This is a genomic window from Paenibacillus sp. J22FR83, assembly GCF_059691955.1.
The window spans coordinates 19,702-42,718 of record NZ_JCAUAM010000027.1 but is presented as its reverse complement, the minus strand read 5'-3'; the positions used below and the strand labels follow the sequence as shown (position 1 = coordinate 42,718).

Genomic DNA, 23,017 nt, shown 5'->3' with positions numbered 1-23,017 from the left:
AATTGTGGCATTCTGTTTGTTCATCATCGGGCCGTTTCTCATTGTCGGGTGGATTTCCTTCTCACGAACCTCGGCAACGATTAAGGATGAAGTGGGAAAGACGATGCTTCAGCTCGTGATGCAGAATCACGCAACGATGGAGAATACGTTGACTTCGGTCAGAGATAAGACGGTAACTTTCCTAGATAACCACTTTTTCAGTAATCCTAAGCAATTTGCCTTCTGGACCCATATTGAGACGATTAATGCTTTAGCGGAAGCAGATACTATACTGGATCGCTGGTCATCGGATGGTACCGAATATTCGATCTATATGGGGAGTAGAGGTAATCAACCTTTCCCGGTAAATGCACTTTACAAAAAGCAGGGTCTCATTTATCTGGATAGCAGCAGTGCTTACCCGGAGTGGGCTTTACAGACGCAAGAAGAGAAAGGTGCTGGAAGTCTTCGACTCGCCAAGGCGAGTTCTGGGCAGCCGACAGTAACGTACACAAGAAGTATTCTAAATCCGGAAAAATATGACGAATTGATTGGCTTCCTTGCTGTGTCCAAAGTGGAAGTTTTATTGACCAAAAATCTCGTTTCGGTACAGTTGCCCGATCATGCAGGAGTCTTCTTGTTCGATGACAGAGATGAATTGCTTTTGAAGGCGGGTTCGGCCGACATGGAACTGTCGGAAATGCCAGAATCCCTTCGCAATAAATCGAGTGGCTTTTATTTTTCGGAATCAAATAATCATAAATATCTGTATGCCGTCTCCTATGAGTTTAACTTCAATACACGATTAATTTATAAAATTCCGCTCCTTTCCATTATGGGGAAACAGACGAGCTTTCAACAATTAATCATGGTGATGTTGGCCATTTATTTGGTTCTCGTGTTGCTGTTCGTCTTGTATTTGCTGCGAAATATTATTAAACCGTTAGCCCGATTAGTTACCTTTACGCGAGTATATGAGCTAGGCAGACCTTTCGACTTTGGAGATCCGTCATCACGTTCACGATCCGATGAGTTCGGCGTATTGTACACGGCGTTTATTCGAATGACGAGCAGGTTGAATGAATCGATTGAAGAGAATTATGGGATGAAAATTAAACAGAAGGAACAGGAGTTGAACACGCTCCATTCCCAAATTACACCGCATCTTTTGTACAATACGTTGGATTCCATCTATTGGTATGCACTGGAAAGCGGCAATCATGATGTTGGCGGTATGGTTAAAGATTTGTCGAAGCTGCTGCGCATCGGGTTAAGTAAAGGAAAGAGCATGATTCCGATCAGCGAAGAACTGGAGCATGTCCAAGCCTATATTCGCCTTCAAATGAAGCGCTATCCAGGCAACTTTGAAGTGTTCTGGGACATTGATGAAGACCTCGACGTGTATAAAATGCCCAAGGTCATCATCCAGCCGCTTGTGGAGAACGCGATATTCCACGGGATTCAAAGTATGGATGGGGAAGGCCATCTGTGGGTTCGATTGAAACACGTAGGAGATGAGATCCATATTCTTGTTGAGGACAATGGCTTTATTCCGGTGAATCTCGATAAATTGCGAATGATTGTCAGCGGGGAAATCGACGACAAAGGCTATGGCATTCGGAATGTTCACCAACGCATTCAGCTGCATTATGGTGATTCGTATGGGTTAAGCTACCGTCTGCGAGACGGCGGCGGACTTATTGCCACCATAATAATTCCGATTCATCCAAGTGGATAAGTTTGAACATGATCCGGCCCTGGGCCGGATTTTTTTGTTTTTGGCGCGCCGCTCAAGCCGTATTTTACATGCTGCAGTAGTGATTTTTCCGTGGAAGTACTTGCTGATTATTCATCACATTCTTATGCGGATACATCATCGAAAAGGGGAATGCCGTGTACTATACTTGATTTAACAGAGAAAGGAGTGGACGCAGTGAGAGAGACAGCCGCACCTCCACGTCAGGCAGTGGAATCACGTTATCGCGCGAAGAGATCAAAGTTATGGCAGAACTTCTGGCAATTCAGAACGCTTACATTGATGTTATTACCAGCAGCCCTCGTGCTATTGCTTAATAATTATTTACCAATGTTTGGGCTGTTCATTGCCTTCAAGAAAATCAACTATGTTGATGGTATTTGGGGGAGTCCTTGGATTGGTTTCGATAATTTCACATTTCTATTCACGAATGGATCCCTGTGGCGAATTGTACGAAATACAGTAGGTTACAGTATAACATTTATGATTGTGAATTTGATTTTATCCGTGGCTATCGCATTGGCACTTAATGAACTCCGCAGCCGCATAGCGGTTAAGAGTTATCAGACCTTCCTGATCATGCCGCACTTTTTATCTATGATCGTCATTAGTTATCTTGTCTACGCGTTCCTGCACCCAACACAGGGTTTCATGAATACCACGGTTCTGAAAATGTTTGGTAAAGAACCGGTATCTTGGTACATGGTGAAGGAATACTGGCCATTCATCCTCACCGTGGTCAGTGCTTGGAAAGGTGTCGGTATCGGTGCCGTCATCTATATCGCGGCCATCGCCGGTATTGATACGGAGTATTACGAGGCAGCGGTCATTGATGGCGCTTCAAAGTGGAAACAGGTCATTCATATTACTTTACCTTCTATTATGCCAATTATCATTATCATTACAATTCTGAATATGGGACATGTGTTCAATTCGGACTTTGGACTATTTTACCAAGTGCCGTTGGATTCTGGCGTCTTATATCCAGCCACCGATACCGTAGATACGTATGTGTACCGTGTGTTGACGCAACTCAATGATATCGGCATGTCTTCAGCAGCAGCAATGGCACAGTCGGTTCTAGGCTTTATTATGGTATTTCTGACGAATGGAGCGGTCCGTAAAATAAATAAGGATCAAGCTTTATTCTAATTGATTGGATGGGAAGTGAACGTAATGATTTCCAAAACGTATCGAAGGGAAAATCGGATTTCCCCACTGGCTGAAACGATGATTAATTTCATATTCATCTTATTATCCTTAGCCTGCATACTACCTGTCATTCTCGTCATCATTGTATCTGTCACACATAATGATTCTTTGATCAATGGGGGATACAGCTTTTTTCCAACGAAATGGTCGTTAATCGCTTATCAGACCGTATTCAATGATTTTACGACAATGGCAAATGCTTACAAAGTTTCAATTGGGATTACCGTCGTAGGAACCCTCTTGAGTGTCTTGCTGATGGCATTATATGCGTATCCCTTATCTCGCAAGGATTATCCTTATCGCAACATGTTTACGTTCTTTCTTTTCTTCACAATGTTATTTAACGGCGGAATCGTGAGTCGTTACATGATATACACGCAGACGCTTCATCTGAAAGACTCTTATATGGCTTTGATCCTACCGCTCTTAATCGTTCCGTTCAATGTGATTATTATGCGTACGTTCTTCCAGTCTACCATTCATCCAGCTTTGATCGACTCTGCCAGAATAGATGGAGCGGGTGAACTACGTATCTTCTTAAGCATTGTACTTCCTTTATCGCTGCCAGTGCTGGCGACGATGGCCTTATTCTCAACGATAAATTATTGGAATGATTGGTTTAATGCCTTGCTCTTCATTAATAAGGAGCATATGTATCCGATTCAGTTCCTCATGTTGCGCGTGCTGAAAGATGTTCAATATATCCGCGAGAATTTGACGATAGCTGCTCAGAATCCAGAGTTGCTTAAGAATTTGCCCAATGAGTCACTGCAAATGGCCTTAGCTTTTATTGCTATGGGGCCTATACTGATTGTCTACCCGTTCTTTCAAAAGTATTTCGTCAAAGGCTTAACCGTTGGAGCCGTTAAAGGCTGATCAGAGTAACACCGGCTGCGAACTGCTGCTCGCTTTCGTCAGCTGATTCATATAACATACTTTACAGGAGGGTCCACAAATGAAACGTAAAAAGTCAGTTATGCTAGCCCCAATGGCGCTAGCGCTTGGGTTAACCGCAGTACTGCCGGCGTGTTCCAGTGACACCAAAGTAAGTACATCCGCAAGTCCAGTATCGACGGCCGCCAGCGCGTCAGCTCCAGCTAGTCCGAAAGCCACATCGGAGCCATATGAGGTGTCGCTCATCTATCAAGCCAAACCGATGAAGGATGATGCGCTCGTACAGGAGGAATTGAATAAATATTTGAAAGAAAAAATTAACACAACAGTTTCCCTGCAACCGATTGCCTCAGCTGATTATAAGAAGAAAACCGAGCTGATGATGAATACTGGGGAAAAAATGGACCTCGTATTCACAGCGTCATGGTTGGATTTCTCAGCAAATGTGACGAAAGGTGCTTTCTTGGAGCTCGATACGCTGCTCGATAAATTTGCACCAGAAACGAAGAAAATGCTTCACCCGCTTTATCTAGAAGCTCCGCGCTATAAAGGAAAGTTGTATGCGGTTCCAACGGATAAAGAAATCACGCAGGGGAAAGCCTGGACATTCCGTAAGGATATCATTGACAAGTATCAAATTCCGATCGATAAGATCAACAAGGTAGAAGACTTGGAGCCATATTTTGAAAAGATTAAAAAAGATAATCCCGATATCATAAATAACTATGTCTCTGGCGGCACTGCTAACGGTTCAAGCTTCATGATGTATGAATCCAAATCGAATTATCGTCCGATCGGGCCAACGCCTGCCAAAATGCCGACGTTCTTCTTGGATTACAAGTCAACGGATATGAAAGTTAAAACTGTGCTGGATCAAGATATTGTTGATTTGAATAAAGCCGATGCAGAAACGTACCGTAAATATTTTGAAAAAGGGTACACCAATGCGGATGCAGCTACGGTAACGACCAATGTTGGTGAGATCCGTAAGCAAGGTAAAATTTGGGTGCAATCTACCGTGTGGAAGCCAGGTTCTGATATAGAGCTGAAGCTTGCCGACAATGACAAATATGAATGGGTTTCCCACGTCATTGAAGAACCGATCGTAACGACGGATTTGGCTACTGGATCGATGTTGTCGATTTCTAGAACATCGAAGAATCCAGAAAGAGCGATGATGGTCCTTAACTACCTTCATACAGATCCTTATGTAATTAACCTTCTTGTTAATGGTATTGAAGGCAAACACTATAAAAAAGTAGGCCCTAATCGCATTGAGCCGATCAAAGATTCTGGTTATGACAGCCAAGTATTCTGGGTACTCGGTAACCAATTCTTGAACTACATGAAGCCAGGTCAACCGGATGACTTGTATCCAAGCTGGAAAAAATTCAACAATGATGCGAAACGATTCCCATTAATCGGATTTGTGTTTGATGACACGAATGTGAAAAACGAGATTGCGCAATTAACGACGATTGTTAATGAGTACAAAGTGATCGCTACAGGAGCAGTTCCAAATCCTTCCAAACTAATCGACGAGCGTAACGCCAAGCTGAAAGCAGCAGGACTTGAAAAAGTGAGTAGCGAGCTTCAGAAGCAAATCGATGCATGGTGGAAAGAAAATAAAAAATAGAAAGAGTTAGAGGTGATTACCGTTGAAACCCCAGAACCTCATATACACTTTCGTGAGCTATGCTTCCCACTATGACACGCCTTGGGGACATGGAACTGCTGTTGAAGGTGTGGAGCGAACAGCAAGATTAGCCCATGCGCATGGCATACCCGTGACATGGATCGTCAACCGAGGCTCAATCCCTGTATTAGGTGAGCAGATTCGGCAGTGGCATGAGGTCTATGGCGACGATATCATTCTGCAATGCCCTTTCTTTATGGAAGATATGGGAATGTCCAAGGATGCATTGAAAGCGCGTCTGGAAGCTGATTGGAACCTCGTGAAGGAAGCTTTTCCTTGGGCAACTACGAAAATTGCAGCAAGGGGCAAGATTTACAATGAAGTGATTGAAGTGCTGGAAGAATTGGACTTCCAAGGTATGTGGGGCTATTGCTGGGAACAAGTGTGGTGGGACGGTATTACACATAAAGGGATCCCTTGGGGATCCTGGTATGTGGATAGCCATCGCTACAAGATTCCACATGGGGGCAAAGGCAAAGTCGTCGCCTGCGAATGGACAGCACGGGATTTGCATTTGTCCTACCATACGGGAAGTCCCGTCATTTACTCGACGGATCCTAATGATGTGCTGCGTGCAGGATTGTGTACCGGGGAAGAGATCACATATTGGCAAATGCTCTTTGATGAATATTTGGCCAATACGGATCACAATGATCAAGTGTTCTTCCTGCAACAGCAAGAGGCGCATGAAATGGAGTATACGGATCGGTTTCAAGTTTTTCCAGCCTCGCATGTGGATGCATGCGAAGGGATGCTGGACCGATTCTTTGCCTACGTTGCACACTGTGGCGTCACACTAACAACGTTGCCGAAAGCGCTAGCGACGTATCATGAGCGCTATCAGATTACTGCTCCGTCGTACATGTTGACGAGGGATAAACCGATTCGCCCTGAAGTGAACGATTACACGATGACGCTTGGTGGCGTAGCTGCTGGGCCTTGGCCGGATACGTTCTTCTTCTACGACAATCAGTGTCAGATGGTATTCGTCAAAGGCGAATGTAAACCGCGGCTTGTCCGCAACTATGTCGGTCAGTGGAATATGCAGGAGGAATTCGAGGAGAAGATTCCACCGTTATTCATCACGACGTACGAGAAGACGAGCGAACGTATCGAGCTTGTTTATGAAATCGGGAACTGGAAGCCGATGCCGTTCGGTCTCACGTATTGGGACGATGAGCTGAGTGACTATGAAGTTGAAAGTTGCCCAAGCGATGTTGAATTGAAAGTGATTCAAGATGAATTGGTGTTCTTGCGCTTTAATCTGACTGGGGAGAAAAGGACGATTCGACTCGTGCTTCGCAAAAAGGTGTAATTGGTATATGAGAGAAGGAGCCTCGCGGTTGCGAGGTTCTTTTTTGTGTCCTTGGCACAAATAGATGGATTTTCTGTAGTTAAATCTGAGCTTTCTCGTCCAATTTCAGAAATGCCCGATAATAGCTGTACTTTTTCCATTTAATCGGTTTGGCCGCAGAGAGGGGGGCGTCGGACGAAAGGGGAGTAGCCAACACCCAAAATTGATCACAAGATGTGGAGATTACATCATCGTTCCTTCCTCATTGATTTCGTATAATAGAAATGTAAGCGATTACCAAAGAATTCAAGCATAGGAGGAATGGTTAATGTCAAGCACCACCCGTATGAAAGGAAGGTCAAGGAGATTTTGGTGCGTGTGTTTGGGTTTGATCCTCGCGTTAAATACCTTGCTGCTTGCACCTGCTACATCCTCGGCAGCCGTCACGCCACTGCCTGGGCCTGGAAATCCGCTGATCTACGATGACTTCAATGGCGGAGGTGTTTTTAAGCAGAATTGGATGAATTGGTTCAACCAAGCAGGTGGAACGGGCACTTATTCCAAGACAACTGTTGACTCGCGCCAAGTCGGGCTATTTACCCAGACACCTACGTCGAGCAACTCCTGGGCCAAATTCCAGCCAATGAATGAAACAGTCGATTTGACAGGCTATCGCTATTTGAATGTTACGATGAAAAATCCGGGGTATGCCAATTCGCTGATACGAGTTGTGGTTGGTGATGGAACAACCAACTATAACTTGACGAATGGCTGGGTCTCCATTCCGACAACATGGACGACGAGTCAATTTGATCTGAATGCTTTGACACCAGCGCTGAATAAGAAAACAGCTAGGTTTGAAATTTGGCTTCGTCAATCTGGCGGAACGTATGGTGAGACGCTGATTGACGATATTTTCGCATCTACAGACAACACGGGAACGGCACCTACATTAACAGGCAGCATGACAGCTAACTCGGCGAGTGGCTATAATCAGAACACATCGTTTACTTTCAAAACGACATATACGGATGTAGACAATGAGAAACCGTTCGCAATGCAGCTTGTCGTCGACGATACCCTCTATGATATGAGGGAAGAAGATAACGCAGATACCACTTACTCCAATGGGAAAAATTATTATTACATCACGAAACTGCCTGTCGGTTCTCATACGTATTATTTCCGCACGACGGATTTAACGTCGAATCAAGTATCAACTACGCTGCAGAGTGGACCCGTCGTAACGAGTACAGCTCAAGTAATCGACGTCACTGTCAGCCAAGCGGGCTATAACGCAGGTGCTTTCAAGAATGCGAAGGTGACTGCCGATCTTGCACTAACAGACACATCCTATGTCGTAAAGAATGGCGCAACCGTTGTTACTACTGGCAATATGACGTACGATGGTCTCTTTTGGAATAAGCACGTATACTCCATCGACTTCTCGTCCATCACAACGAGTGGCACGAATTATACAGTTGTCAGTAATAACATCTCATCCTTCCCTTTTGCGATTCAACCGAACATTTGGACGAATTACAAGGATGAAATGACCGCATTCTATCGAATCCTACGCGCGAGTGTGGCGACTTCCGATGCCTACCCTGCTGGTTATAGCACAGTAGCGCCATCAGCTAATATTTTCCATGGGGCTGGACACTTGGACGATGCACAGTCAGCTGACGGATTGACACACTATGATTTGACAGGCAGTTGGTATGATGCGGGAGATTACGGCAAATATGGCGGCAATCAGTGGGTAGGCAGTGAAATAGCTCTAGCCTATATCCGCCATGCGGACGCAGCTAGCTCGAAGTTCGATAATGACACTAACGGTGTTCCTGACCTGGTGGATGAAGCGATCTGGGGCAGCGAGTATCTAGTCAAATTTGCCAATCAACTCGGCGGTGAAATGTATGATCTCAAGAATAACGCAAGCTTCGTTCATCCGAGCAAAACGACAGATAACATCAATGGCACAGCGGACGATCGCAAGCTCTCCGGTTTAGGTGTTGGAGGTTCCGCGAAGGCGGCGGGAACACTTGCAGCTACTGCAAGGGCTATCCGCACAGCGATTACCAAAGGGGATATCGCGCCAGCGAAGGTCACAGCGCTCACAACATTTGCAAACAATTGCGAAGCGGCTGCCGTTACATTTTACAATTATGTGGTAGCGAATCCGAACGGGCCCGTTGGTTCCTATGGAACGCGTGGCGGCATTCCGAATTCCAAGCTGTTAGCGGATGTAGAGCTATATCTGTTGACGAACAACGTAGCCTACAAAAATGCAGCAACTGCAAATATCAACACACTTGTGTTTACCGATTTGGCATCAACGAATTATTGGGATATGAGACCGATGTCTTTGGCTGAATTCTATCCAGTTGCGGATGCTGCAACGAAAACTCATATTCAGTCGTTATTGAAACAACAGGTTGATTATTTCTTGTCTTCAACGGATGATACGCCGTATAGCGTATTGAACCAATTCAAGAACTTCGGTGTGAATGAACCGCACGTTTCTTATCTTGGCGATATGATGCGTTACTACGAGTTATTCCAAGATCCTGCTGCGCTGCGCGCGGTCGAGAAGGGGATGTATTGGGTTTTCGGGGAAAATCCGTGGAATATGAGTTGGGTATCTGGAATCGGTTCTGATTATGTGACGTACCCACATACCCGATTCGATGAAGGCTCCAATTCCAAACAAGGTTCAGGTGTTGTGTTCCCAGGCGCAATGGTTAGTGGACCCAATATGAAGGATACGAAGGATAAATTAAGCGTTAGTCCATGGTATGAAGATCGTTCCTTATTTCAAGATGATACGAACCAATGGCGATACAACGAGTTCAGTATTAGTATTCAAGCCGGTCTCTTGTACACAGTCATGGGATTAAGCGCGAATGCTTCTGCAAGCTCAGCAGGCGGTACAACTCCAGCGACGCTTCCGATTACATCACCGACAATTGGCGATTATGTGCGTGGGAATGTGACGGTATTTAGCGGTCCTACAACAGGTTTGAGTAATCTCGAATACTCATCAACGGGTACTTCTGGCACATTCGTACCCATGTCTGTTTCCGGTAGCGTGTATGCAGCTACGATTGACGAAAGCGCGTCGGTTGCCTACGCGAATAAGCGAATTGACATCCGTGGGACAGATGCTACGGGGAAACAAAGCTACAGTTCAACGCATTACACGGTGGCTGCACCGCTGCCTGATCCATCCACACCATTAATTTATGACGATTTCGGCGGTGGCGGCATTTGGGGTTCTGTAGGCGGTAATGGCGAGTGGGTAAACTGGTATACACAAAATGGCGGCACAGCGGCCTTCGTCAAGACAACGTTGGATGGTTTAACAGTTGGTAAGTTCTCGCAAACACCAACGGCCGTTAACTCCAATGCGAAATTCCAACCTTGGCATGATATCGTTGATTTGTCGGGTTATCGTTATTTGAATTTCAAGGTGAAGAACCCAAGTTACGCTAACTTGAAGATGAAAATCGAACTAAATGATGGTACGCGTACCTATAACCTGACGGGCGGTTATATCACAGTTCCGACTACATGGACGGACTTAGCTTACAACCTAGATACATTAACGCCTGCTGTGAATAAAAAGAAAGTGACATTATCCATCTGGTTAAACCAAACAACAGTAGGTTATGGTGAGATGTTTATGGATGAGATTAAAGCTACGAACGTAGCAAGTGGAACGGCTCCGACTCTGAGTGCGATCAGCGTTGACCATGCGACTGGTGATGCAGCAACAGATTTTACGTTCAATACAACGTATACGGATGCGCAGAATGAGAAACCATTTTCCATGGAGCTTATCTTGGATGGGATTGTTCGTCAGATGGTAGCTGTAGATCCGGCTGATGTAACCTACAGTGATGGCAAAGCTTACAAATATACGACGAAACTGCCAGTCGGTAATCATTCTTACTATTTCCATACGACAGACACGACCTCCAATGCCGTTAACAGCGCTGTGCAGTCGGGTCCAAGTGTAACGCAACAGTTGCTTCTAAGTGATTTCAATAACGGTCTTGCGACAGGATGGACACCTACGAGCGGTACTTGGTCGGTACAATCCTCGCAATACAGCGGGCAAGCCGGAGGTTCAAACAGCTTCTCTATCGCCGGTGAGTCGACTTGGACCGATTACACTCTAGATGCGAAAGTCAACGTAACGAGCAACACGAATGGGAACAAAGATGCAGGATTAATCGTTCGCTATACAGATGCGAATAACTACTACATGCTCTACTTAAAAAATAATGATCATGCAAGCAGCAGGAAAATGGAACTAATTAAATCGGTCGCTGGTGTCAAAACGACATTAGGCTACTCGAACCCAAGTATTGTTGCTGATACCCTCTACGCGTATAAAATTGTCTTAAATGGGGGCAATATTTCGGTGTACAAAGATGGTGCACTTCAATTTAGCGCTGTGGACACTGCCTTTACAAGTGGGAAGATTGGGTTACGCACGTATGCGAACACAAAGGCCATCTTTGATGATATTGTGGTAACGAGATAACACAACAGCAAAAACTTCCAGTGCAGTTGACTGGAAGTTTTTGTGTTGTAATGACTCGTACTCTTAGAACGTACTATTGAACTTATTCAACAGTTCACCGAACCTTAGTTGATCTTCCCCCGTCCAATCTTGCAGATGCTTCGTTAAATACGCCAAGCGAGCTTCCTTACTTAGCGCTAACTCCGCTGTACCCGCATCGGTGAGTTGCATGGAATAAGCGCGGCCATCTTGTGGATCTGGAATGCGATACAGGTAGCCTTTCTGTTCCAGCGCAGCCGTCTGTCTGCTGATTGTCGACATGTCGAGTTGAAATTCCTCAGCTAAAGCTTTCACGCCGGCCGATCCATGTGTCGAAATCTGATGAAGCAATAAATAGGCAGCTCGATCCAAATTACCTACTTTTTTATTCGTGGTTGCGGCGATAAATCGGCGAATGAAGGTGCCTAACTCAGCTTCTATTGTGTGAATGGCGTTTTTTGTCATTCAATAAGACCCTCTTTGTTAAGTGTTTGAAATCAATCATGGTTGTAATCGTAACATATACCGGATTATTTGAATATCTTCCAAAGTAGGGCGATTAACAGGCACTTAAGGATTGACTTCATCCGACATAGTTGTATAATGCAAGTATATAGTGTCATCATACATCTTGTTAGATTAGAAGGCAATAGTAGACGGGAGCGGGCACAATTTGAAGGCTAAAGAAATTATGGTCAGTCAAGTGTATAAAGTAAAAGAAAATGATACAGTTCGCGCAGTTATTGAGAAGTTCCTCATGCACCGGATCAGTGGACTTCCAGTCGTGAATGATCGCAATGAAGTGGTGGCTTACATTAGTGATGGGGATATTATGCGAAATATCGGCAAGCACGATGATTATATATTTGGTTCGTATCTCTACACGGCTGTAATCAAAGGCGATAATGAGGAATTTCAAGATCGCGTGAGAAATCTGCTTCCTTTGAATGTGATGAAAATAGCACAGAAGAAGGTTATTGCGGTAGATGCAGAAGAGGATATTGAACAAATCGCGGCTATTTTGGGGAAAAAACGAATTAAAAAGCTACCTGTTCTCAGAAGAGGCGTGCTAGTAGGCATTATTAGCAGGGGAGATGTGATTCGGCATTCCTTCCAGTCGCTTCTATAACAAATGTGTGTAAATGAAAGGAGCTATCCTTATGTTGGAACGGCTCAGGCATAGATTATTTTTATTTCCATTGTTTATTGTGATCAAAATTTATGTAGCATGGATGATTTTATTTGAAACAGGCCCATCGGCCAGAATTCTTTTGACAGAGATACCCGCGATTCTTATAACGTATTGTGTGGTTGAATATGTGGTCAAAAAGCACAAACTCGCTTGGTATCTCGCGATTGATCTGATTATGACGGTTTTGTTTTTTGCCCTTGTTATTTATTACAAACATTTCGGAGTTATTGCTACGTATCACGTGTTAACCCAAGCCAAGCAAGTCGGTGCTGTTAAGAAGAGCATTTTCTCTGTGATTGAACCCCAGTATCTGCTGTTCTTCTTGGATATCGTGATTGTTGCTTTCTTTGCGTTTATGAAGCCAAAAACAAGAGAGTGGAAGCCTCTTAGCATGAAGATTGTAGCTAGTGTTGCTTGCTTCTCCCTCTTACTTTGTGCACTTAGTGTGATTCCTAACCGTAGTTCCTTTAATGAAAATGTGAAGGCGTCCAAAATGGGCATACTCAATTATGAAATGTATAACCTGCTTTCTCCTAAAAAAGAAGAGATCATTAGCACGGATCAAATTACACAGTCTGCTATAGACGATTTGAAGAAGAAAGTTACTGTTGTGGAACCAACGTTACAAGGTGCAGCGCGGGGCAAGAATTTGATTATTATTCAAATGGAATCCTTTCAGAACTTCCTCATCGGTTTGAACATTGATGGGACTGAAATTACCCCCAACCTGAATCGGTTAGCGGAATCGAACTACTATTTCCCGAAATTTTATCAGCAAATTGGTCAAGGGAACACGTCGGATGCCGAGTTTATCGTCAATACATCCTATTACGTACCGCCAGATGGCGCGGCTACGCAAGTGTATGGGAAGAAAGAATTGCCGAGCCTTCCAAAGCTCTTGCAGAAGCAAGGCTATACCACGATGAATTTCCATACGAATGAAGTTGGCTTCTGGAATCGGGACGATTTGTATCAAGCGATTGGCTATGATCGATATTATGATAAGCAGTATTTCAAAGATGAGGATGCCTTCTTCTATGGCTCGTCCGATGAAGTGCTGTACAAGAAAACAGCGGCAGAATTGGCAACGTATCAAGCGCAAGGAACACCTTTTTACGCGCATGTCATTTCCATGAGCTCTCATAACCCGTTCACCATTCCGGAAGAAAAATATAAAATGACCCTGCCTGAGCGGTACGAAGGCACTTTCGTAGGTGACTACATTCGCGCAGAGAATTATGCGGACTATGCACTTGGTTTGTTTATCGAGGATTTGAAGAAACGAGGGATTTGGGAGAATAGTGTTGTTGTGCTCTATGGGGATCACCGTGGACTGCCCTTATTCTCTTTAAAAGCGGATGATAAACATTTAATGTCAGAAATATTAGGTCATGAATATAGCGAAAAAGAACTCATAAATATTCCTCTTATTATTGCAGCGGAAGGCGTGACCACACCGAAAGTGCAAAGTCAGCTCGGCGGTCAAATAGATATTCTACCTACGGTAGCTAATCTGCTTGGCGTACCTTTGACAGACTATCTACACTTCGGTCAAGATTTACTTAACCAAACGGCATATAATTTATTGCCACAACGTTATTACTTGCCGACGGGCTCATTTGTAAATAATGAAGAACTTTTCATGTCGGGCAAAGGTTTCGAGGATGGCAACTTCTATACGCTTGCCGGTAATGCCAACGAACATCAATCTGCTACAGAAGATGAATTTAATCATGCGTTGAAGCTTCTGCAATTATCCGATAGTTATGTATCCCAACTTCCAGATCGTGTGGAACCTGAGTGAAGGAAAAATGATGGCGGCCCAAGATAAGGTGATGGTATCACCTTATCTTGGGCTTTTTGCTATTTTAGCGGGGAATAGAGTGATGGTGTAACGCTAAACTGGTGAATGAAGCTGGAATCCGGGACTTAGGGTGTAAATAGCGTTATCCCGTAACGTTATTGTGCAGCAGGGTGCCGATAGGAGCTGAATAGCGCTATCCCATAGCGTTATTGTATAACTGGAAGCCGATTGGAGCTGATTTTAGCCCCAGCTTATATGTTCGGATGCGATCGGAACCTGATGCAGGAAGCAGCAACTCGGCCTGAACTAATTCGTGAAGCAATTTCCGAGCATGCTGCCCTTTGATTGCAAGCAGCTCGCATACCTCGTCCGGTGCGAATGGACGCTGTATACGAGTGGCGAAACGAAGAATCTCCCGCTGCTTCAACGATAGATTCCGATCCGTAGTCACGTCGCCCGCGTATAACTTGCCTAGCACTTGCTGGATGAGTTGTTGACAACGCCTGGGTTTCTCTTTAATAGCATCCAGAGGGATACGGTAAATGTGCCAGCCGTCTAGCATCAATTGGTTTTGTCTTTCACGCTCGTACTCAAAGCTTCGACGTGTCACATGTTTGCCATGCGAGCTGAAATCGTCCACTTCCCAATTGATCAAATAGGGAGGTCTAATATAGGCGAAGTCCAAATAGAAGACACCATCTCGATAATTGGTGACTTCGTATTCGGCATGTAGAAAGTCTAGGCTTCCGACGGCAGGCAGCCAAAGTTCATGAACAAATAACTTCTCATTGTGAGCATGTCCCTCATTTAAACGACGGAGAGCTTCACCTGTGAGGTTCCTTCTCTGTTTGTCCAACCATGATTCGTATATATCCAAGCATATTCCTCCTCAGCTAATGAACAAAAAACACCGCGCCATCCCGGGAGGGGAGGGAGCGGTGTGCTTCACACGCAATAATATGTAATAAATACTATAGGATAAGAAGCTTTTTGTCACGATATTTGAATCGGATAGAGTTTCCTCATTCGCTTGTTTTACACGCAACGAAGTTCACATACCATCTTATAACTTCCAGGCTCCGCTCGAAAGCCGATCAAATCACGGTTAATGTGCAACATTGGAGCGTTCATGGAATCATTGTGTGTTTTCAAATAGGGGACTCCATGGGCACGAGCAGTTTGCACACCGAGCATCTTTAAGGCTAGAGCAATTCGCCGCCCCCGATATGCTGGGAGTACTCCAGTGTATTCATGATACATGGCACGTGTTTGCTCGTTCTGCTGCAGCGTTACGACACCAATAAAGCGTTGGCCATCCTTGGCGATATGGATCCATTCGGGGCGCACGCCATTCTGCGCGATACTCCACTTTTTCCATTCTTCAAACCATGGAAAGTCTCCGGAGTAGCCTGGAATATCCGGATGTGTGACCTTATATAGCTCATGCAGCTTCCTCTCACTGACTTCTCCAGGTTCATCCGCCAAAGTGACGAACTGAATGCCAGCACGTTCAGCCTCTTTGATGGATTCCTCGAGTGTACCGCCATCAAAGGTTGCCAAGTCTAGAACAGATTCGAAGGAATGGCGCTCCTTTACATGATTGCGTCGTTCAGCAAAATCTAAGGACTGTTCGTCGCTCTCCTTCATATAGCCGATGAGCCGTGTGGCTTTAACTTCAAGTGCCCATTGTTTAAGCACCTCATACAGTTCATTTCCTACACCATGACATCGTATTTCCGGATCTACTACCAGGTTATAGATCAGTGCACCAGGCTCCGTCCATGGAGCTCGCCATGCAATTGCGTAGGCGACAATATGTCCATGCTCGTCTTCTACAACCCATTTGGGACGATCCCATCCCATCAACTGTCCTTCTTCATTGTAATGCAGTTTTCCAGGAGGGATTTTGTCCTCGTCTTCATTCAGTTGTTCTGCTGTTGTTGGTTCTGACCAGATTAGATTTAGGAGCGGTGCTACCGCTTTAAAGTCGTCTGGTTGATGTAATTTTCGAATAATCCAATTGGGCATGTTACAACCTCCGTCAAGGCTTAGATTTTCATACTGTCATTATCTCATGCCAAGAGTCGGGTATCATGGTAAAGTCTGGATATAAGTAAAGTATCTTATCTGTATGGATTCCGTGAGTGTCACTCTATAAAAGTCGTATAAGCACTCATGCCTTTGAACTTATAAGGTGTGTAACCTACATGCTTCTTGAATAGTTGGCAGAAGTAGGAAAAGTTCCCCAATCCAACTCCTTCACCAATATCTTGCACGGACATATCTGTGGTTCGCAGGAGCCAGCAAGCTTGTCGAATTCGGCGCGCGGTCAAATATTCGGTAATGGTACTGCCAATGGATTGATGAAAAGTAGCAGAAACATGGTTTGGCGTCAGGTGAACAGCCGCAGCGAGCTCATCGAGCCGGAAGGGCTCCATATAATGCGCTTCAATCCAAGCCAGCATTCGCTCAGCTGTTGAAGAGCTTCGACCTGCAAGATGAGGCAGAGCATCCGAATTCTTCTCGGAATCGGTACGAAGCTGGTGCAAGAAAGCGGTGAGGAAGAGGGTCTGCTCTTCCAACAGTCGTTCAGGCCCTCGTTCCTTGGCCGCATCCAGCCGCGGCATATGGCTCCGCAATAACACTTCAAGCTCAGCAAGACTTTCACTCCGAAATGCCTGCGGCATAAGCGGATCCTTCCATAGCTTCAAGAGGAACTCGCGCAACGATGGAAAAGTAGAAATCGCGGCCTCTAGGACAGCCGGCTCCAAAACGAATAACGAGCGGATATAGTTATCTTGAGGTAGATTGTGAATCCGAATGCGATGTAATTGAAAGGGCCTAAAACAGAAAATAGATCCTGGCACAAGCTCGACAATTTGTTGTTCTATTACGACGAATCCAGTTCCTTCATGAACGATAAGTATCTCCATACCTTGATGAGCATGAAAAACTTCTTCGAATGCGTGTGTTCGATCTTTGAAAAACGATAATTGCACCGGGTGCACGTTTAAGTTCATGTAATTCATCAATTTCATAGGGGATCACCTCATCGTATTCTAACAACATTTTATCATAAGAGGCATACACTTTTATGTTCTTTTTTTTGATACGATGGAATCACATGAAAGCGCAACTAGGAGGAGACATGTAACATGTTGAAACAACGTTTAATGGAGCAATGGGAGCACTATCGCGGGTCTTTGGGTGGTGTTTGGGAAGTGTGGCGGTCAGATAAGCTGCAAAATCATTATAACGTTCCATGGGAGTCGGTGACGCTTCCACATACATACAATGGGACGGATGTGATGGACCCCGATCATAAGTATTATCAAGGACAAGGCTGGTATCGAAACAAATTAGAGGTACATAACCCTTACCCGAAGGGGAGAACGTTGCTGCATTTTGAAGGGGCGGGACAACGCACGGATGTATATGTGTATACCGAAAAAGTGGATTCCCACCTAGGTGGATATGACGAGTTCACGGTCGATATTACGGAAGCGATTGCACGTTCGAAGGAAATTGAGCGATATGCCGGACGTGTACCGGTGGCCATTGCTTGTGATAACAGCCGCGAATTGGAGACAATTCCTTCGGATGCGAGTGATTTCAATCTCTATGGTGGTGTATATCGCTATTTAAATCTTGTCTATGTGCCACAGATTTCTTTGGCTCAGGTACATGTGGAAGCGCAAGTGGCAGTGATTTCAGACGTTTCAGCTCAACAACAAGAAGCCGGAAGCGGCAAAGTCATCGTGCGAGCTAAGTTGTACAACCCGGAACAGCTCCAAGAAGAAATTAAACTGACGATTGTGTTGAAAGGGCAGGACGGAACGATTGTCGGTCAAAAGGAGATTTCCTTACCAGCTTGGCAGGGTGAGAAGGAAATTGCCGCGTTCGAGGTGGAGAATCCACATCTATGGTCTGTTGCAGACCCTTATTTATTCGACTGCTCTGTTGAACTTGTCTGTGAGGATGGCAAAACCCTCAGTACAGAACGGTTCGGCTTCCGAACGTTTGAATTTGTGAAACAAGGTCCATTTAAGCTAAATGGTGAGCGGCTTTTGCTGCGCGGTACGCATCGGCATGAGGACCATGCAGCAGTAGGGGCAGCGATGACAGAGGACATGCTGCGCGAAGAAATGGGGCTCATTAAGAAAATGGGCGCTAATTTCATACGACTAGGGCACTATCAGCAATCTCGAATCGTGCTGGATCTATGTGATGAGTTAGGTATTCTCGTTTGGGAGGAAATCCCTTGGTGCCGCGGCGGGTTAGGTGGTCCAGCTTATCGTGGGCAATGCATCGATATGCTTACGGCCATGATTAAACAACATTATAATCATCCATCGGTGATTTTATGGGGATTAGGCAATGAGAACGATTGGGAATGCGATTTCGATCACTTTGATCAGCAGGAAATTCGTACTTTTATGAAAGAGTTGCATGATCTGTCACATGAGCTGGACCCGAGTCGATTAACGGCCATTCGCCGATGTGAATTTTGCAAGGATATTATCGATGTGTATTCGCCTTCCATTTGGGCTGGATGGTACCGTGGCGTATATACCGACTATGAATCTAGTTGTCAGACGGCATTTGAAAATGTGGACTCGTTCTTCCATATGGAGTGGGGAGCTGACAATTTGCCAACTCGGCATGTGGAGAAACCGTATACGGGCATTGCATTTATGAACAAGAGTGATGACGGCGTCACGGATGAGCGTGATGGGGACTATTTATTGACGGGTGGCGATCCTCGCGTATCACGTGATGGCGATTGGTCGGAGACGTATTTCTGCGAAATGATTGATTGGTACTTGAAATCACAGGAGAAGATGGACTGGCTGACGGGTGCAGCGCAGTGGTCTTTCAAGGATTTTGCAACACCGGTTCGGCCGGATTCTCCGATTCCCTATTTGAATATGAAGGGTATTGTGGAGCGGGATCTGACACCGAAAGAAGCCTTCTATGTGTTTCAATCCTACTGGTCAGAGGAGCCGATGGTTCGTATTTATGGTCATACGATGCCTATTCGCTGGGGTACGGAAGGCGAACGAAAGTTGATCAAAGTGTACTCGAATGCTGAACAAGTTGAGCTATTTCTTAATGGAGAGAGCTTGGGAGTGAAGCAGCGCGATTCGCAAGATTTCCCATGTGCGGGCCTTCGCTGGGAAACGGAGTTGACCGCGGGTGCGTACCATCTGCGTGCAGAAGCTATCTGCAATGGTGAGGTTGTAAGTGACGAGTTGCAGTTTACGTATCAATCGGACGCGTGGGGGGATCCAGCGGAAATTCAAGTAACCACGGAATCGTTAGAGGATGGGCGTGTTTACTTGGAAGTTCGAGCGTTTGATGCGGAAGGCATCTTTTGCCCGGATGCTGCTAATTTCGTACGATTTGGATTAGCTGGAGATGGAAAGCTGCTCGATAATCTTGGCACTATCCGTGGATCGAGGCAAGTTCAGCTTGCTGGCGGTCGTGCGGGGATTTATATAGATCCTACAGGTGGATTGCCTGCTGGGATAACGGTTACGGATTTTGTGAGTGCAGGTGGCCCGGCTTCATCTTTGGCTTTTTTATCACAGGGGGATAGAGATGTACAGCGGACATATACATCTGTTGTTAGTGCAGCATGCGATGGGATGTCTACGGTAACAGCCATCATTGAAGTTATAAAATAAACCTACTTCGAGGAGGATTATAAGATGAGTGAACGTAAGGATACAGGAAACTGGCAGAACGCACAGAAACTTGGGGATATTTTGCCCGATGTATGGAAAGAGCTGCAAGTGAAGGTTGACCGTATGATCGAGCAAATCGGGGAGAAATCTCCGCATGTTGCTAATGAAGACGGCGTCTATGATGATATGCGAATCGATTGGTGGACGTCAGGTTTCTGGCCGGGTATTCTATGGATTATGCATGAGATGACGGGCAAAGAGCATTACAAAGATGCAGCTTGGGAATGGGACGGCAAATTTGAGCAAAAAAGTATTCAAGATAATAATTTCCACCATGATGTTGGCTTTCAATATTTGCCGACAGCGGTCATTAAGCATAAGCTGACAGGTGATAAAGATGGATTGCGTCGGGGGCTCCAAGCGGCCAATTTCCTTGCAGGCCGGTTCAACATTGCCGGTAACTTCATTCGTGCGTGGAACCAAGATAAGTTAGGCTGGTCAATTGTCGATTCCACGATGAACCTGTCCATTCTATTCTGGGCAGCTGAGGTGACTGGTGATCCGCGTTTCGAACATATCGGAAGAGCTCAAGCGGATACGGTTGTTCAGAAGTTCATCCGGGAAGACGGCTCCGTGAACCATATCTTGAGCTTCGACCCGAAGACAGGCGAGTTGATTGAATCGCTTGGCGGTCAAGGAGCCGGCCCGCAATCGGCTTGGAGCCGTGGTGCAGCGTGGGCTTTGCATGGATTGGCCAATGTGTATCGATTTACAGGAGACTCTCAGTATTTAAAAGCGGCACAGCGCGTGGCGAATTACTTCTTAGCGTGCCTGCCGGAAGATCACGTGGCACACTGGGATTTCCGTGCTGATGCTACGCTGGATAACGAGCCAAGAGATACATCGGCTGCTTCCTGCGCGGCATCCGGGCTAATTGAGTTGGCGACTTTCCTGCCGCCAAACGAAGGTGCGATGTATCTCCGCGCTGCAGAAGAGATGCTGCTTTCACTAACGGTGAACTACGGTACGTGGAATCAACCGGAGCACCAAGCAATTCTGTTGGAGGGAACTGGAAATAAGCCGGCGGGACAAAACGTGAATGTATCGCTCATCTATGGCGATTACTATTACGTCGAAGCGCTGGCTAAGCTGCTAGGATGGAAGCAGCGGATATTCTAGGATAGGAAAATGAGCTAAGCGGTGTTTTGCGCTTAGCTCATTTTTTTGGCGGAATTTCTAGGCCCGCCCATGCGCAGGCGTATGCGATCGGGCGTCTGTAAGGCCCAATTGGGCCTTACAGGAAAACGTGAGCGCAAATTGTGTGCTGTAACGCCTAATTTGGGCGTTACAGTTGACGGATATGCGAAGTTGAGCGCATTCATGCGTCTGTAAGGCCCAATCGGGGCCTTACAGGAAAGCGAGTGCGCAAATGGTGTGCTGTAACGCCTAATTTGGGAGTTACAGTTGACGGATATGCGAAGTTGAGCGCATTGGGGCCTTACAGAGTAGCGAGTGCGCGGATTGTGAGCTGTAACGCCTAATTTGGGAGTTACAGTTGACGGATATGCGAAGTTGAGCGCATTCGGGCGTCTGTAAGGCCCATTCGGGGCCTTACAGAAAAGCGTGAGCCCAAATGTTGTGCTGTAACGCCTAATTTGGGCGTTACAGTTGACGGATATGCAAAGTTGAGCGCATTCATGCGTCTGTAACGCCCAATAGGGGCCTTACAGAGTATCGTGAGCGCAAATGGTGAGCTGTAACGCCTAATTTGGGCGTTACGCCTGTCAGATATGCGAAGTTGAGTCCAATCAGGCGTCTGTAACGCCCAATAGGGGCCTTACAGAGTATCGTGAGCGCAAATGGTGTGATGTAACGCCTAATATGGGCGTTACACCTGACAGATATGCGAAGTTGAGCGCGATCGAGCGACTATACACCCCCGCCCCCGCCTTCGCCTTCCAACTGATTCTCACTCCACATGACTCAACTTGCGATACTCAGCAGGCGTAAGGTTAGTCGCTTTCTTGAATGTGCGATGAAAGTGGGACATATGATTAAATCCTGTCAGGTAGGAGATGTCTTCGATGCGTTCATCGGTTTGTTTGAGGAGTTTCATGGCTTCTTCCAGCCGAATGTCATTCACATATTCGACGAAGGAGCGGCCCTTTAAGATCTTGAACATCGTGCTGAAATACGTAGGCGACATTGCCGCTTTGGAGGCGACTTCTTGCAAATGCAGATCAGAGTTGTAGTTCATTTTAATAAAATCTAAGGCTTTTTCGAAATATTTACGATTAGCTTGCACGTGCTTGTTCTCAGTCGTTTTCTCGACATAAGCCGCATATTCTCGGCCTGCTACAACGAGGAGCTTCTGCAAATTTAATTTAATGATGAGCGTAAATCCATCCTTGCGTTGTTGCAGTTCCTGGATCATTTCGGCTATCAGCCGTTCCGTATCTAGTTGCACTTCGTGGCTCAGGTTCAGCTTGGGCAGCAGGCGATCGTTCAAGGCCACAAATGGCTGGATGAAAGCGAAATCGACAAAACTACTCATATCCGTGAGTCCTTGCAAACTTTGATCAAGTAAGAAAGGCATGAAATCAATATGAGCAATCTCCGTATGTTTATTGGGAATGAGCTCGATGTGATGATCGAAATGGGGCGGAATAGAAAACAAATCGCCTTTAATGAGTGTAGCTGTTTTGCCATTGACTTTATGCAGACAGGTCCCTTTCATCACATAGCAGATTTGAAAATACTCATGGGAATGAGGGACGCTGCCACTAAGAACCTCGTTGTTTTTAATATCTATTTTAAAAGGAAATGCATCGTCCATAAAAGCCTTGTACGGATATAAGGGCATGACAAGAGCCACCTTTCGAGAGCGATAACAGAACAGAACTTGAAACGAGTGGGATCCTCGCATGTTCACA

The 23,017-nt window shown here is 45.6% G+C and carries 15 protein-coding genes; 10 read left to right on the top strand and 5 right to left on the bottom strand.

Features of this window, described 5'->3' with window-relative positions; all coding sequences use genetic code 11:
* Positions 1–16 precede the first annotated feature (16 nt).
* The 6 genes from AC58PV_RS32190 to AC58PV_RS32165 all read left to right on the top strand — a co-directional run bounded on the left by AC58PV_RS32190 (position 17) and on the right by AC58PV_RS32165 (position 11,383).
* On the top strand, positions 17–1,717 hold the full coding sequence (locus tag AC58PV_RS32190; protein ID WP_497437070.1) for a sensor histidine kinase: 1,701 nt from the start codon (positions 17–19) through the stop codon (positions 1,715–1,717).
* Positions 1,718–1,912: 195 nt separating this feature from the next.
* Positions 1,913–2,887 carry an ABC transporter permease gene (locus AC58PV_RS32185; protein WP_497437069.1) on the top strand — a complete coding sequence of 325 codons (975 nt, stop codon included), beginning with the start codon at positions 1,913–1,915 and terminating at the stop codon, positions 2,885–2,887.
* Positions 2,888–2,911: 24 nt separating this feature from the next.
* A complete protein-coding gene (locus AC58PV_RS32180) occupies positions 2,912–3,823 on the top strand; it encodes a carbohydrate ABC transporter permease (protein ID WP_497437068.1) in 912 nt (303 codons plus the stop codon).
* Between the two features lie 79 nt (positions 3,824–3,902).
* Entirely contained in the window at positions 3,903–5,477 is a 1,575-nt protein-coding gene (locus tag AC58PV_RS32175) for an ABC transporter substrate-binding protein (RefSeq protein ID WP_497437067.1), read from the top strand.
* Positions 5,478–5,499: 22 nt separating this feature from the next.
* Complete coding sequence (locus tag AC58PV_RS32170) at positions 5,500–6,852, top strand: hypothetical protein (protein WP_497437065.1); 1,353 nt, start codon at positions 5,500–5,502, stop codon at positions 6,850–6,852.
* 355 nt (positions 6,853–7,207) lie between these two features.
* The gene (locus tag AC58PV_RS32165; RefSeq protein WP_497437064.1) at positions 7,208–11,383 is read left to right on the top strand and encodes a glycoside hydrolase family 9 protein; all 4,176 of its coding nucleotides are present in this window, start codon (positions 7,208–7,210) and stop codon (positions 11,381–11,383) included.
* A 63-nt stretch (positions 11,384–11,446) separates the two neighbouring features.
* Here AC58PV_RS32165 and AC58PV_RS32160 read toward each other — a convergent pair whose 3' ends face one another.
* Positions 11,447–11,866 carry a MarR family winged helix-turn-helix transcriptional regulator gene (locus AC58PV_RS32160; protein WP_497437063.1) on the bottom strand — a complete coding sequence of 140 codons (420 nt, stop codon included), beginning with the start codon at positions 11,864–11,866 and terminating at the stop codon, positions 11,447–11,449.
* Positions 11,867–12,074: 208 nt separating this feature from the next.
* Between AC58PV_RS32160 and AC58PV_RS32155 the strand changes: the two genes are divergently transcribed.
* Positions 12,075–12,530 carry a CBS domain-containing protein gene (locus AC58PV_RS32155; RefSeq protein WP_497437062.1) on the top strand — a complete coding sequence of 152 codons (456 nt, stop codon included), beginning with the start codon at positions 12,075–12,077 and terminating at the stop codon, positions 12,528–12,530.
* Between the two features lie 31 nt (positions 12,531–12,561).
* Positions 12,562–14,397, top strand: coding sequence for an LTA synthase family protein (locus tag AC58PV_RS32150; protein WP_497437060.1), 1,836 nt, complete (start codon positions 12,562–12,564; stop codon positions 14,395–14,397).
* A 193-nt stretch (positions 14,398–14,590) separates the two neighbouring features.
* Here AC58PV_RS32150 and AC58PV_RS32145 read toward each other — a convergent pair whose 3' ends face one another.
* The 3 genes from AC58PV_RS32145 to AC58PV_RS32135 all read right to left on the bottom strand — a co-directional run bounded on the left by AC58PV_RS32145 (position 14,591) and on the right by AC58PV_RS32135 (position 17,435).
* The gene (locus AC58PV_RS32145) at positions 14,591–15,274 is read right to left on the bottom strand and encodes a putative endonuclease domain-containing protein (protein ID WP_497437059.1); all 684 of its coding nucleotides are present in this window, start codon (positions 15,272–15,274) and stop codon (positions 14,591–14,593) included.
* A gap of 158 nt (positions 15,275–15,432) precedes the next feature.
* A complete protein-coding gene (locus AC58PV_RS32140) occupies positions 15,433–16,425 on the bottom strand; it encodes a GNAT family N-acetyltransferase (RefSeq protein ID WP_497437058.1) in 993 nt (330 codons plus the stop codon).
* Positions 16,426–16,544: 119 nt separating this feature from the next.
* Positions 16,545–17,435 carry a helix-turn-helix domain-containing protein gene (locus AC58PV_RS32135; protein WP_497437056.1) on the bottom strand — a complete coding sequence of 297 codons (891 nt, stop codon included), beginning with the start codon at positions 17,433–17,435 and terminating at the stop codon, positions 16,545–16,547.
* Positions 17,436–17,552: 117 nt separating this feature from the next.
* On the opposite strand from AC58PV_RS32135, the gene AC58PV_RS32130 reads away from it, so the two are divergent.
* Together AC58PV_RS32130 and AC58PV_RS32125 are read left to right on the top strand one after the other, a co-directional pair.
* Entirely contained in the window at positions 17,553–20,084 is a 2,532-nt protein-coding gene (locus tag AC58PV_RS32130; protein ID WP_497437055.1) for a glycoside hydrolase family 2 TIM barrel-domain containing protein, read from the top strand.
* 24 nt (positions 20,085–20,108) lie between these two features.
* A complete protein-coding gene (locus AC58PV_RS32125) occupies positions 20,109–21,263 on the top strand; it encodes a glycoside hydrolase family 88 protein (RefSeq protein ID WP_497437054.1) in 1,155 nt (384 codons plus the stop codon).
* Positions 21,264–22,053: 790 nt separating this feature from the next.
* Here AC58PV_RS32125 and AC58PV_RS32120 read toward each other — a convergent pair.
* Complete coding sequence (locus tag AC58PV_RS32120) at positions 22,054–22,947, bottom strand: AraC family transcriptional regulator (protein ID WP_497437053.1); 894 nt, start codon at positions 22,945–22,947, stop codon at positions 22,054–22,056.
* Positions 22,948–23,017 lie beyond the last annotated feature (70 nt).